The sequence below is a fragment of the Flagellimonas amphidinii genome, from assembly GCF_013090115.1.
In the GTDB taxonomy this organism is placed as follows: Bacteria; Bacteroidota; Bacteroidia; order Flavobacteriales; family Flavobacteriaceae; genus Flagellimonas; species Flagellimonas amphidinii.
In genome coordinates, this window is the sequence record NZ_JABFNN010000021.1 from 98,485 (window position 1) to 112,928 (window position 14,444).

Consider the following 14,444-nt stretch of genomic DNA (forward strand, 5'->3'; position numbering starts at 1 on the left):
TTTTTCATTTGTCCAGTGCTATTATAACCACCGACTAAAGGGAAAGTTCATTTATATCTAATTGACCTTTTAAATTCACCAATAAGTTTCGCGCATCTCTTTTACGGATAGGCACTCAAAATTCGCTAGGTCTGCATTTATGATTTCACGCTTGTTGTCAGCAATTATATCGAAAACAAAGGTGTTGAGCTGAAAATAGACATAGATCACCAATACAATGTAATCGATTACGCAATGATATGAATAAAATAAATCATTAGAAAATTTTTTTAGAAAAAAAATGGTATTTTAACAAAAAAAGAGCTGATAATATATCTATTTCAAAAAACATGCTATTTTATATTAGCAAATCACCAAGTAAAGGCACTCTTTTAATCTTTAATTAGATAAATATGTAATCGATAACACAAAATGATTATATTGTGTACTTTATGCCTATTTGGCTTAATTTTAGACCATGAAGAAAAAAACCACCATCTACGATATTGCCAAAAAACTCAATATAACAGCTGCAACAGTATCAAGAGCTCTTAATAATAATGCCAGGATAGGAAAAGCTACTAAAGAGCTAGTACTTAAAACGGCACGGGAAATGGATTATGAGCCCAATAAATTGGCTCAGGCCTTGAAAATTGGCAAGAGCAATATCATAGGTGTAATAGTCCCCTATATCAATAGAAACTTCTTCTCAAATGTTATTCGGGGAATTGAGGATGAACTCTACCCCAAAGGGTATCATGTCATTATTTGTCAAACTCACGATACCGAGGAGAGAGAAGTGGATACCATATTAAATTTGCTTAACGCACAGGTAGAAGGAATACTAATTTCTCTTGCTCGTTTCACAAAGACCAATAAGCACTTTGAGCAAGTTTTGAAAAAAAATATTCCCTTGATTTTCTTTGATAGAAAAAAGGAGCTCAAAGGTGTAAGTTCTGTTACCATAGATGACTTTCAGGGTGCTTACGAAGCTACACAACATCTTGTCGACCAAGGTTCCAAGCGGATTGCGCATTTAACAGTTGAAGGTTCTATCGGAATCTATATTCAGAGATTGGCTGGTTACAAACAAGCATTGCTTGAGAACAATCTTGCTTATGATGAAAATCTGGTTATAGCTCTCAAAAGTGATATTGAAGAAGGGAAACAAGCTGCACAAACATTGATGACACTGGATAATCCACCCGATGCTATATTTTCATCAACAGACCATGCGGCTCTAGGAGTATTCAAATGGTTGAGTCAAGAAGGGTACGATATTCCAAAAGATGTAAGTCTTGTCGGTTTTAGTAACGAACCTTTTACTCAGTTTATGCAACCATCTATCTCTTCCATAGACCAAGCGCCAAGGGAAATGGGAAAAATGGCAGCCAGGGTGTTTTTAGAGCAAGTGAGCGATACTTCTAAAATGAGAATAGAGAAAAATGTAATTCTTTCCCCTACTCTGCTGACCAGAGATTCTTCATCTCGATTGACGACAAAACAAAAAAAGGTGAAATCTTAGAGAGAGACTCCACGTTTCCAAGGAATAAAATCATCTTGTTGCAAGAGGTCTGCCTTTGCGATCAGCTCCCCGCTCGCCACTTTTATCAAATACTCCAATAATTCATTGCCCATCTCTTCAATTGATTTTTCACCACGAATTACCGATCCTGTATCCACATCTATGATATCTGGCATTTTTTCTGCCAAAGCCGTATTGGAACTTACTTTGATCACTGGGGCAATCGGGTTTCCGGTAGGGGTTCCCAATCCGGTTGTAAAAACAACCATATTTGCCCCAGAACCTACCATTCCGGTCGTGCTTTCAACGTCATTTCCCGGGGTACACAAAAGATTGAGGCCCGGCTTGGAAACATATTCCGCATAGTCCAGAACATCGACCACCGGTGATGTTCCTCCCTTTTTTGCAGCTCCTGCAGATTTCATGGCATCCGTGATCAGTCCATCCTTGATGTTTCCCGGGGATGGGTTCATATCGAACCCAGAACCTGCATCCACCACTGATTTTTCATAGGCCTGCATCAAGTGTAGAAATTTCTCCGCTTTTTCATTTTCCACACATCGATTGACCAATTCTTGTTCCACCCCGCAAAGCTCAGGAAACTCCGACAAGATCGGCGAACCACCAAGAGCCGTCAGGACATCGGAGACATGACCCAAAGTTGGATTGGCCGAAATACCAGAAAAACCATCAGAACCACCACATTCCAATCCCAATTTTATTTTGGATAAAGGTGCCGGTGCCCTCTTGATCTCATTAGCTTCCTTGATGGCCAAAAACGAATCCTTGATGACGGTGTTCAGCATGTTCTCCACCGTACCCATTTGCTGTTGCTCATAGATCAGCACAGGTTTTGTATCGTTCGGGTTGATGCTTTCAAGGGCTTCTTTAAAAATATTAATCTGGAGGTTCTGGCATCCCAAACTCAAGACCGTGGCCCCTGCAACATTGGGGTTGTTCACATAACCTGCCAACAACTTGGCCAGCAATTCAGAGTCTTGCCGAATGCCACCGCACCCTCCCTGATGGGTAATGAACTTCACCTTAACATTTTCAAAGATGGATTTTTTGGGTTGTTTTTCCTGAACCTCAGTAGCATTCCCAATCAATCCCCTGAGCAATTGTCGCTGTTCACTGATTTCTTCTATGTAAAGCTCTTTTTCAAAAACTTCCTTGAGCCTTTCTATGTTTTTGTTTTCGCAAAATACCAGTGGAAAGAACAACCAAATATTTTCTGTCCCCACTTGTCCGTCCGCCCTATGATATCCAAGAAAAGTTCTATCCTTCCATTTGGAAACATTTGGAGGTGACCAATTAAACTCCGATGTTTTATGTGTGGTCTTGGAGCTTTGGTGCTTCATGTTTTCCACGGTCAACAATCCGCCCCTATCAACTTTGGAAGTTGTTTTGCCCACAAGCACTCCGTACATCATAATTTTGTCGCCCTCGGAAAGGTCTGCCAAACTTATCTTATGTTTTGCTTTTGTATCCGACAAGGGTACAATGGTCTCTCCTTCAAAAAGAATTTCCTCACCTTTGGCCAAATCGGTCAGTGCAACAGCAACATTATCGTCTGGATGTACTTTTATCAACTTTCTCATTTCCTAAACAAATAGACCTGTCTGGTATGCTTCAAATCCTTTTTCAATTCCTTTTTCTTCAATGAGTCCAAGGGCTTTGGCCACTGTATTTTCCAATCCGGCAACCTTGGTCAAATCTGCATCCCAGAACTTTTCATTGGAAAGCACTTCGGACACAACTCCATCAACATTTTTTTTCGACCATACTTTATTAAAATATTCCATTATGGACGGGTCATCATTTACCGGAAGCTGAACATTGTTCCATTCTCCCCGGTAAAATCGAATCAAACATGCTAAAGCAAAGGTCAAACGTAACGGCAACATTCCCTTTTCCTTTTGATATTGCAATAAACTTGGTAATACACGCACCTTGAACTTTGAAATGGAATTCAGGGCAATACTTGTCAGTTTATGTTTTATAAATGGGTTTCGGAACCTGTCCAAAATGGCATGGGCAAAGTCTTCCAACTCTTGTCTATCCAACTCCAAAGTGGGTATGATTTCTTCAAAAATGGCATCGGACACAAATTTTCCAGTAAAACCATTGTCGACCGTTTGCTTTACTGTTTCATTGCCAAAGAGCATAGAAAAAGGGACCATACTGGTATGCGCCCCATTTAGGATGCGTACCTTCCTTGTTCGATAGGGTTGCATGTCCTCGACGATCTTGACATCTAGATCGGTCTTATGAAAGGGCAGTTTTATTTTTAGCGCCTCATCACCTTCTATCACCCAAAGGAAGAAAACCTCAGATGTAACGATAAGGTTATCCTTGTAATCCAATTGGGCATTGTAGGCTTCTATTTCATCCTTGGGATAACCTGGAACAATACGATCTACCAATGTGTTGTGAAAACTATTGGCAGTATCCACCCATTCTGTAAATTCATTTCCCAAATTCCAGAGTTGGGCATATTTTAAAATAATAGATCTTAAAGTATCCGCATTGTAATTGATCAATTCACAGGGAATAATGGTCAACCCTTTATCATGGGCTCCTTTAAAGTAACGGAAGCGCTCATAAAGCAGTACTGTCAGCTTAGCCGGGAACGAATTTGGAGGTTGCATGGTCACTGTGTCATTTTCATCAAATGCGATACCTGCCTCAGTGGTATTTGAGATGATAAATTCAAGCTCTTCCTCCTTTGCCAATGCCATATAATCATCAAATCCAGCATAGGGGTCGATTCCTTTCACAATGGTATCCACCAAGTGTTTTTCGATGATTTCCTCACCATCCATGACACCTTTTGAAAACAGGGTGTACAATCCATCCTGTTCATTCAGCATGGACACCAGACCACGGTCTATGGGCTGTATCACTGCTATTCCAGCATTAAGATCACTTTTTGCGTTCAATTCATAAAATGCATAATCCACAAATGCCCGAAGAAAATTCCCTTCCCCAAACTGTACGATCTTGATAGGTCGCTTTGTCGGTAATGTTTGCGTACTTCTATTTAGCAAATCCATAAAAGATGTGTATTAAACTCCAAAAACTTTAGGTAACCAAAGGGTCAGTTGCGGAAAATAGGTGACCAGGAACAATGCCACGATCATCGCCAAAAACAAGGGCACCAATGGTTTTACCACCTTTTCTATGGTAGTATTGGCAATTCCCACCCCAACGAACAGCACCGATCCCACCGGTGGTGTGCACAGTCCAATGCATAGATTGAGCACCATCACTATTCCAAAATGGATGGGGTCCATGCCAAGGGCGGTCACAATGGGCAAAAATATGGGGGTAAAGATTAAAACTGCCGGTGTCATATCCATAAATATCCCCACAAATAACAGCAATAGATTAATAATCAATAAAATGATGATGGGATTATCGCTCAGGGCCAACAGTGTCGTGCTGATATCCTGGGGGATGTTTTCGTAAGACATGACCCAGGACATGCTCATGGAAGCTCCAATCAACAGCATTACAATGGCCGTGGTGGCCGAAGAATCCAATAAAATCCCTGGTAGGTTCTTCCATTTGATCTCCCTGTAGATAAAACCGAGCACCAAACAGTACAAAACCGCGATTGCCGAAGCCTCAGTGGCCGTGAAAATCCCAGACACGATTCCCCCGATGACCACAACCAATAACAATAAGCTTGGAACAGCATCCACAAATGTCTTTCCCACCTCTCCAAGGCTACTTCGCTTTCCAGTCTTATAGTTTTTCTTTTTGGCCCATATCATGGCCACGATCATCAAAAATAAACCTGTAATGATTCCTGGGATATAACCTGCCAAAAACAATGCGGCAATGGATACCCCTCCACTGGCCAACGAATATACGATGAGTACATTGCTCGGGGGTATGATCAGACCTGTGGTACTGGAGGTGATATTGACGGCCGCACCAAACTCTTTTGAATAACCTTCTTTTTCCATTTCCGGTCCAAGAATACTGCCCATGGCGGAGGCAGATGCCATTGCGGAGCCCGCTATGGCTCCCATCAACATAGCAGCTATTACATTGATCAAAGCCAGACCTCCCGGTAGGGCACCTACTAAGGTTTTGGCAAAGGCTATGAGCCGATGGGCAACCCCTCCCTTGTTCATCAATTGTCCCGATAATACGAAAAAGGGTATCGCCAAGAGCGCAAAACTGTCAAGCCCTGTGGCCATTCTTTGCGAGACCGTGGTCAAGGCCGGTAAAACAGGAATGCTCACCAACATCGTCAACAATGAAGAAAGGGCAATGCTCCAGGCCACAGGCGTACCAATGGAAAGGAAGAACACAAAGCTTATTACCAATACCAATACCGGAATATAATCGACCATATCAGCTTTTTAAAAAATCGTTCAACTTGTAATAGATTATCAACAGCCCACTCAAGGGAATCACAATATAGACCAACGCTAGAGGTATCTGTAGTGCAGGGGACCTTTGTCCCAATAGATAACTTATATATACCAACCTGCTGCCCCCAACCACCATGGCAAAAAGGGCAAAAAGTATAATCAACAGATATACGATCCTTTTCATCCTTCGCTGGGTCTTTTTACCAGATCGGGTCTGGAACACATCTATGGCCACGTGCATCTGTCTTCCCGAAACATAGGCCGCTCCCAAAACACCTACCCAGATCATCAGGTATCTTGCCAGTTCATCTGTAAAAGAGCTGGGTTCTCCAACCAGGTATCGGCTGCCCACCTGCCATAGCACATTGACCACCATAACCCCCATGATTATGGCCAACACTTTTCCTAGAATAAGATCTATTCGTTTTCTCACCTTTTTTTATTTGGTGTTTCTTATTTGTTGGATGATTTTGTACAGCTCCGGCTCACTTTCCCTATACTCTCCATAAATCCCATCTACCTTCTCCATAAACTCTTCCTTACTGGGTCTGATTACCTCCACACCTGCTTCGATTACCGCATCCAATGCCTCTTTTTCGGATTCAGCCCATAGCTTTCTCTGGTAGACCACCGAGAGATCCACCGCTTCTTTGAGCCATTTCTGCTCTTGTTCCGATAGAATATCCCATGTCTGGGTTCCCATTACCAGCACATCTGGCAAAGTGGTATGTTCATCCAAGGCATAATATTTACAGACTTCGTAGTGTCTTGACAGATAAAAACTTGGCGGATTGTTTTCGGCACCGTCAACAACTCCTTGCTGCAATGATGTATAGAGCTCTCCCCATGAAATAGGGGTGGGCGAACCGCCTAGGCTTCTGACCATGTCCATTGCTGTTACACTCTCCATCACCCTAATCTTCATTCCCTCTAAATCCGAAGGACTTTCAATAGGTTTCTGCTTGGTATAAAAACTTCTGCTCCCAGCATCATAGTATGCCAGTCCCTTTAACCAATACTGTCGTCCCCCGTCCAAAAGTTGTTGACCAATTTCACTGTCCAATACATCGAATGAATGCTGTCTGTCCCTAAAAATAAAGGGAAGTCCCAAGACTTTCATTTTCGGGGCAAAGTTTTCCATCACCCCGACAGAAACCTTGGTCATATCCAAACTTCCTATCTGTAACAGTTCCAGACATTCCCGTTCAGTGCCCAATTGCTGGCTCGGGTAGACCTCAACGGTCATCTTTCCACCGGAAATACGTTCCAGGTCCTCACCCATTTTCACCATGGCCTTGTGCACGGAATGGTTGACGTCCAGTCCATGGGCCAATTTTAAGACCTTTACCTCTTCTTGGCCACAACCCAACAATAGGAGAATTGGAAACAAATATGTGAACAGTCTATACCTCATTTAGGGTTTTCGGATATTTTTTATAAGAGACAAGGTTTCCTGTACCTTGTCCTGGAGGCCTTTATAGTCCTTATTGGCCAATATATCTTTTGATATCAATTTAGAGCCCATGCCAACGCAGGTCACCCCGGCATCGAACCAAGCCCTTAAGTTGTTTTCCTCTGTACTTACACCGCCTGTCGGCATAATGCTCGTCCAAGGCTGTGGCCCTTTGATGGCCTTCACAAAACCTGGCCCATACGTTGAACCTGGGAACAATTTTATGACCTCCACGCCCAGCTCCTCTGCCCTGTTGATCTCTGTAAGACTTCCACAGCCAGGGGAATACATAATCTTTCTACGATTGCATGTGACCGCAATATCTTCACGTAGTGAAGGGGTGACAATGAAGTTGGCTCCCATTTGGATAAAGAGAGAAGCGGCAGCGGCATCCGTTATGGATCCAACGCCCATGATCATTCCGTCCAATTCCGATGTGGCATATTTGTTCAGCTGTGAGAAAACCTCAAAGGCAAAATCGCCCCGGGCCGTAAACTCCAACAATCTTGCTCCGCCATCGTAACATGCCTTGAGCACTTTTTTCCCCAATTCCACATCGGGATGGTAGAACAAGGGCACCATTCCGGTCTCCTGCATGGTATGTGCCACTTCCAATCTTGAATACTTTGCCATAGTGCTTATTATCTTGATACTCTTCCTGAGGCGTCCCCTCCCATTAATTTTTCAACTTCTGGAACAGTGACCAGATTGGCATCGCCCTTAATGGTATGTTTCAGGCATGATGCCGCTACGGCAAAATCCAATGCCATTTGGTCATCATCGCCCCATGTCAGCAGTCCATAGATCAAACCTCCCATAAAGGAATCACCGCCACCGACACGGTCCACGATGTGCGTAATCTGATATTCCCTGGACTTGAACATGGTCTCCCCATCATAAAGGACTCCTGCCCATGTATTGTGTGAAGCGGAAAGGGAACCGCGCAGAGTGGTGATCACCTTTTTCGCATTGGGGAATTTTTTCATCATCTGTTTGCATACGGATAAAAACGCCTCGGCCTTCACATGTTCTCCCTGTGTGGTGATGTCCAGACCTTCTGGTTTTATGCCAAAGTGTTTCTCTGCATCTTCCTCATTGCCCAAAATAATGTCGCAGTATGAGGTAAGCTCCGTCATGATGGCCTCCCTATCACCACCGTATTTCCATAATTTTGCCCTATAATTCAAGTCTGTTGATATGGTAACGCCCATTTTTCTGGCAACCTTGACCGCTTCTATACATGCATCCGCAGCCCCTTGCGAAATGGCAGGGGTGATTCCGGTCCAATGGAACCATTCCACTCCCTGAAAAACTTTTTCCCAATCGACCATGCCAGGTTTTATCTCGGCCATGGCCGAACCGGCCCTATCGTACACCACCTTACTGCCCCTACTGACCGCACCGGTCTCCAAAAAGTAGATACCAAGTCGGTCCCCACCAAAGACAATGTGTCCTGTGCCCACATTTCTTTTGCGCATCTCCATCAGTGCACATTGACCGATATCATTGTTGGGCAAACGGGTCACAAAGTCCACGTCCAGGCCATAGTTGGCCAACGATACCGCTACGTTGGACTCGCCTCCCCCATAGACCACATCAAAACTGTTGGCCTGCGAAAATCTCAAAAATCCCGGGGGAGCCAATCTCAACATAATCTCCCCAAAGGTCACTACTTTTTTCATTGAAGTTATTTGATTTATTTAAAATTCAAAATATTCCTTTGCATTGTTGTAGCAGATGTTCGCTACCATATTTCCCACGAGTTCCATATCATTGGGCAGCTCGCCATTCTTCATTTCCTCCCCCAACAGATTGCACAATACCCTCCTAAAGTATTCGTGTCTTGGGTAGGACAGAAAACTCCTGGAATCCGTTAACATTCCGACAAAACAACTTAATAGGCCCATGTTCGACAGGGCGTTCAATTGTTTAATGATACCATCTTTCTGGTCCAGAAACCACCAACCAGAGCCAAACTGCATCTTGCCCTTGACAGACCCATCATTGAAATTGCCGATCATAGAGGCCAAAAGCTCATTATCTGCTGGATTTAAATTGTACAATATGGTTTTGGCCAGTTGATTATTGTTATCCAAGGCATCCAAATATTTTGATAATGACTCGGCTTGTTTAAAATCTCCCATGGAATCCCACCCTGTATCCGGTCCAAGTATGCGATTCATTCTGGTATTATTGTTACGAAGGGCCCCCAAATGGAATTGCTGTACCCATCCGTGTTCGTTATACTGCGCTCCCAAAAACAATAGGACAGCTGTTTGGAACTGTTCCTCATCCATTTGTGACAGTTCTTTCCCTGCTAAACGCTTTGAAAAAATAGCCTCAATTTCTTCCGAAGTTGCAGGAACAAATGGGATATAATTCAGCCCGTGATCTGAAAGCCTGCAATCGGTTGCGTGAAAGTATGAAATTCTTTTGGAAAGTGCTTCACACAATGTTTGAAACGAACTGATCTCCACACCACTTACATCGGATAATTTTTCCAAATAAGATGTATATCCATCATTTCCAATAAGAATGGCCTTATCTGGCCTAAAAGCTGTACTGATGGTAACACCAAACCCATTTGCTTTAAGGGCTTTATGATGTTCCAATGTATCTGTAGGATCCTCGGTAGTACACACTACCTCAACATTCATATTCTTTATCAAATGTTGACAACTAAAATCTGGTCGTCTCAATTTAGTGGATGCTTCTTCGTAAACTTCTTCTGCAGTGTTACTGTTCAACAGCTCATCAATATCGAAGTAACGCTTCAGCTCTAAATGTGTCCAATGGTACAACGGATTTCGCAGCGTATGTGGAACCGTTCCCGCCCACGCCTTGAACTTTTCTTTGTCACTGGCATCGCCTGTAATCAAGCTTTCGTCCACACCCATGGTTCTCATGGCACGCCATTTATAATGATCCCCATAAATCCAGACTTGGGTCAGGTTATCGAAAACATGATTTTTAGCTATCTGCTCTGGAGGCAAATGACAGTGATAATCAATAATGGGACAATTGGCAGCATACTCATGGTATAGTTGCTCTGCAAATTGGTTGTTGAGTAAAAAATTCTCGGAAATGAAACTGGTTTTTGTCATGATCATAAATGGTTATCGACCCATCCAACCTCCGTCTACAGTTAAAATGGATCCGCTCATATAATTACTTGCTTTTGAGGCTAAAAATACGATTGGCCCTTTAAAATCTTCCGGTTTTCCCCATCTTCCTGCAGGAATTCTAGATAAAATTGAAGCACTACGGTTTTCATCTTCGCGTAGAGCCTGTGTATTATCTGTTGCGATATAACCCGGAGCAATAGCATTTACCTGTACTCCTTTTGATGCCCATTCGTTGGATAATGCCATGGTCAATTGTCCAATAGCCCCTTTTGATGCAGCATAACCAGGTACGGTTATTCCGCCTTGAAAAGTCAGTAATGAAGCAGTAAATATGATTTTTCCACTTCCACGTTCCACCATTTTCTTTCCCAATTCACGACTAAGCACAAACTGGGCATTTAAATTTACTTCTATTACCTTATCCCAATATTCATCTGGATGTTCAACGGCCGGTTTTCGCAAAATGGTTCCTGCATTGTTTACCAAAATGTCGATGGTTGGATGTTCTTTTCCTACCAAATCTAAAAAAGAATATAGAGATTTCCGATTTGAAAAATCGCATTGATATGCAGAAAACTTTTTCCCAATTTCCAATACTCTTTTTTCAATATTGGATTCTTTGGACTCCAATGAAGCAGAAACTCCAATAATATCAGCACCTGCCTCTGCTAAAGCTTCTGCCATTGCAAAACCAATACCTCTTTTACAACCAGTAACCAACGCTGTTTTTCCAGCTAAGCTAAATTGCTCTTGCATACTATCTAAGTTTATTGGGAGGACACACATCCATGTCGCCATAGTCTAGATTTTCACCCGCCATGCCCCAAATAAAGGAATAATTGCTAGTTCCTGCTCCAGAGTGAATAGACCATTCCGGTGAAAGCACTGCTTGGTCATTTTCCAAGAAAATATGTCTAGTGTGCTGAGGCTGCCCCATAAAATGACAAACGGTCTGGCCTTCTTCCAAATCAAAATAAAAATAGGCCTCCATTCTTCGTTCGTGTGTATGAGCCGGCATAGTGTTCCATACATTTCCACTAACCAATTCTGTGATACCCATCTGCAATTGACAGGTTTCAACAATACTATTCACAATAAGTTTATTCAGTATTCTCTTGTTTGCATATTTTTCATCACCGAGCTCAATAATTTCAGCATTTTCCTTACCAACTTTTTTGGTTGGAAAACTTTGATGGGCAGGAGCAGAATTGATGTAAAATTTAGCACCGCCTCCTGCTTTAAAAATAACCTCTTTTACTCCTCTACCTATATATAGTGCCTCCTTTTTATCTAGTTCATAAATAGTTCCATCGATAGAAATTGACCCCTTTCCTCCCACATTGACAATACCCATTTCTCTGCGATCCAAAAAGTTTTCCGATTTTAAATAAGGAATGGTTTCCAACTTTAAATCTTTGCCCACAGGCTTGGCGCCTCCAACAATATATCTATCATACATGGAATACGTTAAATTGACTTTATCATCCTCAAAAAGGGTGTTCAATAAAAAGTGTTTCCTTAATTCTTCCGTTCCATAAGCCTTGGCATCTTCTGGATGTGAAGCGTATCTAAATTCGTGTTTTATCATCTTGGGATTGTATTTGCGTAATCGATTACACAAATATAGTGTTATTATGAAGATTGCCAAAAAAATTTATCAAAATGACAACATTTTTATGGTCAGATTACTATTTTCCTAACTTTTGAAAGGATAACTATTAAAGAACTTGGGTAAAACTTTCAAACAAGACTCTACAGGTTTAAAATCATTAATCATAAAAAAACATGTACCCTAATGTTCCTACTTTGACTTGTAATGCACCTCTTCTAAGTTTCTTAAAGTTTCAGCAGCTAATTCTGCAGTAATATCTCGTTGCGGGCTGGCAAACATCTCATAGCCTACCATAAACTTTTTTACAGTAGCAGATCGGAGCAATGGCGGATAGAAAGACATGTGGAAATGCCACTCGGGATGTTGTTTACCATCGGTTGGTCTTTGGTGAATTCCAGAAGAATAAGGAAAAGATGTTTGAAAGAGATTATCGTACTTAGTTGTTACCGTTTTAATCATTTGTGCAAAACCTCTCCGCTCTGAATTATTCAACTGGGCTATGTCATTATAATGTGTTTTGGGCAAAATCATAACTTCATACGGCCAAACTGCCCAAAAGGGTACCAAAGACACAAAATCATCATTTTCGGAAATTATTCGCTCACCAGTTTCCAATTCTTGCTTTAAATAATCACTCAAAAGACTTCTTTGATGTAGCTCCCAATGTTCTTTTTGATGGTTGGTTTTCCTCACTACTTCTTGTGGTATTGAACTTTGTGCCCAAATTTGTCCATGCGGATGCGGATTACTACACCCCATTATATCTCCCTTATTTTCAAAAATCTGAACATGGTTGATTTCCTCCTTATTGCCAAGGAACCGGTATTCTTCTTGCCATAGTGAAACAACTTTTTCAATGGCACTTACCTCCATCAACGGCAAGGTCAGGGAATGATTGGGTGAAAAGCAAACAACTTTGCAAATTCCCTTTTCAGCTTCTGCCCGCAACAACCCCTCGTTGTAACTCTCCATAGGTGTGGTCTCTAAAAGGGCGGAAAAGTCGTTCACAAAGCTATAGACATCTTCATATTTTGGATTGGTCACCCCGCTTGCCCTTGTGTTTCCAGGACATAAATAGCAGTCCTTGTCATACGATGGCTTTATCTGGGGCGTCACTTTTTCCTGTTTACCTTGCCATGGTCTTTTGGTACGGTGTGGGGAAACCAAGATCCATTCCCCGGTCAATATATTATACCTTCTATGTGGAATGTTCCTTAATTCTTTGCCCATGCTTCTTCTATTTTTGTGGTCCCCTGACTGGGAACGGTTTGAAAAGACGATAGTTCAATGAGGAATTTCTTTTTATAGGCCTCCCCAATCTGTTCCACATAGTCATCAACTGCTTCTTTGTGAACAATGTTCAATGTACAACCTCCAAATCCCCCTCCCATCATACGAGATCCAAGTACTTCTTTCCACTGTTTTGAAAAATCCACCAAAAAGTCCAATTCAGGACAACTGACTTCATATTTTTGGCTCAATCCTTCATGGGTTTTGTACAATAATTGGCCAAATGCTTCCAAATCAGTTCTTCGTATTGCTTGGACTGCTTCCAGAACCCTTGAATTCTCTTCAACAACATATGAACATCTGTTGTAGATTGTTTGGCCCATTTCTGCCCTGCAATGTTCGATCATCTCTTGGGTCACATTCCTGAAAGTCCCTACCTGAAAATGTTTTTGGACGATGGACAGACCTTCTTTGCACTGACTTCTTCGGATATTATACTCTCCCGTGGCCAGATTGTGGGTGACATTGGTATTCAGCAGCAAGATCAGATAGGGCTCAATATCCAAAGGAATGTATTCAAAATCCAAAGTTTTACAATCCAGCAGTATGGCATTGTCCTTTTTCCCCATTACCGAGGCAAACTGGTCCATGATGCCACATTTGGTCCCTACAAATTCATGCTCTGCCTTCTGGGAGAGTTTTATGATCTCCCATTTATTCAAACCGAGTCCAAAAAGCTCATTCAATCCAAATGCGAGCCCACATTCCAAGGCCGCCGAAGAGCTCACCCCAGAACCTATGGGAAGGTGGCTTTCAATGATACAATCAAAGCCCCTGAGTTTATCAGTTTTCTGTAATAATCCATCAAGTACACCAAGAATATAATTTTTCCATCCGCTAGGTCCCTTGGAAATTGAATCCAAATCTATTTGGAACATTTCCCCAAAACCTTTGCTACGAACCCTACACTGCTTGTCCAATCCATTAACACTCATTTTAAAGGTTATGTACTTGTCTATTGCCGCGGGAAGAACATAACCATCATTGTAATCTATATGTTCCCCTATTAAATTGATCCTTCCGGGGGAAGTGATCACTAAGTCTGTTTTAAATTCTTGCACTATGTAATAAT

Annotated in this window: 13 protein-coding genes; 1 reads left to right on the forward strand and 12 read right to left on the reverse strand. The window is 42.0% G+C overall.

All coding sequences use genetic code 11. The features are described from left to right. The first annotated feature begins 457 nt into the window (after positions 1-457). Positions 458-1,504 carry a LacI family DNA-binding transcriptional regulator gene (locus HJC33_RS01805; RefSeq protein WP_171657076.1) on the forward strand — a complete coding sequence of 349 codons (1,047 nt, stop codon included), beginning with the start codon at positions 458-460 and terminating at the stop codon, positions 1,502-1,504. On the opposite strand, the gene HJC33_RS01810 is transcribed toward HJC33_RS01805, so the two are convergent. The 12 genes from HJC33_RS01810 to galK form a co-directional block, all read right to left on the reverse strand. Continuing rightward, entirely contained in the window at positions 1,501-3,105 is a 1,605-nt protein-coding gene (locus HJC33_RS01810) for a UxaA family hydrolase (RefSeq protein WP_171657077.1), read from the reverse strand. The two genes, HJC33_RS01805 and HJC33_RS01810, sit on opposite strands and share 4 nt — an antisense overlap. Positions 3,106-3,108: 3 nt before the next feature. Next, on the reverse strand, positions 3,109-4,560 hold the full coding sequence (locus HJC33_RS01815) for a tagaturonate reductase (protein WP_171657078.1): 1,452 nt from the start codon (positions 4,558-4,560) through the stop codon (positions 3,109-3,111). Between the two features lie 12 nt (positions 4,561-4,572). Beyond that, a complete protein-coding gene (locus HJC33_RS01820) occupies positions 4,573-5,871 on the reverse strand; it encodes a TRAP transporter large permease (protein WP_171657079.1) in 1,299 nt (432 codons plus the stop codon). A gap of 1 nt (position 5,872) precedes the next feature. Further along, the gene (locus HJC33_RS01825) at positions 5,873-6,325 is read right to left on the reverse strand and encodes a TRAP transporter small permease (RefSeq protein WP_313777723.1); all 453 of its coding nucleotides are present in this window, start codon (positions 6,323-6,325) and stop codon (positions 5,873-5,875) included. 6 nt (positions 6,326-6,331) lie between these two features. After that, positions 6,332-7,306: a TRAP transporter substrate-binding protein gene (locus HJC33_RS01830; RefSeq protein WP_171657080.1), complete on the reverse strand. Its 975-nt coding sequence runs from the start codon at positions 7,304-7,306 to the stop codon at positions 6,332-6,334. Beyond that, positions 7,307-7,978 carry a bifunctional 4-hydroxy-2-oxoglutarate aldolase/2-dehydro-3-deoxy-phosphogluconate aldolase gene (locus HJC33_RS01835; RefSeq protein ID WP_171657081.1) on the reverse strand — a complete coding sequence of 224 codons (672 nt, stop codon included), beginning with the start codon at positions 7,976-7,978 and terminating at the stop codon, positions 7,307-7,309. An 8-nt stretch (positions 7,979-7,986) separates the two neighbouring features. Further along, positions 7,987-9,027, reverse strand: coding sequence for a sugar kinase (locus HJC33_RS01840; RefSeq protein ID WP_171657082.1), 1,041 nt, complete (start codon positions 9,025-9,027; stop codon positions 7,987-7,989). 18 nt (positions 9,028-9,045) lie between these two features. Then, positions 9,046-10,449 (reverse strand): glucuronate isomerase, encoded by a 1,404-nt coding sequence (gene uxaC, locus HJC33_RS01845; protein WP_171657083.1) that lies wholly within the window; start codon positions 10,447-10,449, stop codon positions 9,046-9,048. Positions 10,450-10,461: 12 nt separating this feature from the next. Continuing rightward, entirely contained in the window at positions 10,462-11,226 is a 765-nt protein-coding gene (locus HJC33_RS01850; protein WP_171657084.1) for an SDR family oxidoreductase, read from the reverse strand. A gap of 1 nt (position 11,227) precedes the next feature. Next, entirely contained in the window at positions 11,228-12,058 is an 831-nt protein-coding gene (kduI, locus tag HJC33_RS01855) for a 5-dehydro-4-deoxy-D-glucuronate isomerase (protein ID WP_171657085.1), read from the reverse strand. 213 nt (positions 12,059-12,271) lie between these two features. Beyond that, positions 12,272-13,312 carry a UDP-glucose--hexose-1-phosphate uridylyltransferase gene (locus tag HJC33_RS01860; protein WP_171657086.1) on the reverse strand — a complete coding sequence of 347 codons (1,041 nt, stop codon included), beginning with the start codon at positions 13,310-13,312 and terminating at the stop codon, positions 12,272-12,274. Next, the gene (gene galK / locus HJC33_RS01865) at positions 13,297-14,433 is read right to left on the reverse strand and encodes a galactokinase (protein WP_313777724.1); all 1,137 of its coding nucleotides are present in this window, start codon (positions 14,431-14,433) and stop codon (positions 13,297-13,299) included. Before galK ends, HJC33_RS01860 begins: the two co-directional genes overlap by 16 nt. Positions 14,434-14,444: the final 11 nt, after the last annotated feature.

Coding starts and splice junctions, on each gene's coding strand:
- HJC33_RS01830 (WP_171657080.1), bottom strand. CDS start 7,306: ATGAGGTATAGACTGTTCACATATTTGTTTCCAATTCTCCTATTGTTG.
- HJC33_RS01850 (WP_171657084.1), bottom strand. CDS start 11,226: ATGCAAGAGCAATTTAGCTTAGCTGGAAAAACAGCGTTGGTTACTGGT.
- HJC33_RS01835 (WP_171657081.1), bottom strand. CDS start 7,978: ATGGCAAAGTATTCAAGATTGGAAGTGGCACATACCATGCAGGAGACC.
- HJC33_RS01840 (WP_171657082.1), bottom strand. CDS start 9,027: ATGAAAAAAGTAGTGACCTTTGGGGAGATTATGTTGAGATTGGCTCCC.
- HJC33_RS01815 (WP_171657078.1), bottom strand. CDS start 4,560: ATGGATTTGCTAAATAGAAGTACGCAAACATTACCGACAAAGCGACCT.
- HJC33_RS01820 (WP_171657079.1), bottom strand. CDS start 5,871: ATGGTCGATTATATTCCGGTATTGGTATTGGTAATAAGCTTTGTGTTC.
- HJC33_RS01810 (WP_171657077.1), bottom strand. CDS start 3,105: ATGAGAAAGTTGATAAAAGTACATCCAGACGATAATGTTGCTGTTGCA.
- HJC33_RS01805 (WP_171657076.1), top strand. CDS start 458: ATGAAGAAAAAAACCACCATCTACGATATTGCCAAAAAACTCAATATA.
- kduI (WP_171657085.1), bottom strand. CDS start 12,058: ATGATAAAACACGAATTTAGATACGCTTCACATCCAGAAGATGCCAAG.
- HJC33_RS01860 (WP_171657086.1), bottom strand. CDS start 13,312: ATGGGCAAAGAATTAAGGAACATTCCACATAGAAGGTATAATATATTG.
- uxaC (WP_171657083.1), bottom strand. CDS start 10,449: ATGACAAAAACCAGTTTCATTTCCGAGAATTTTTTACTCAACAACCAA.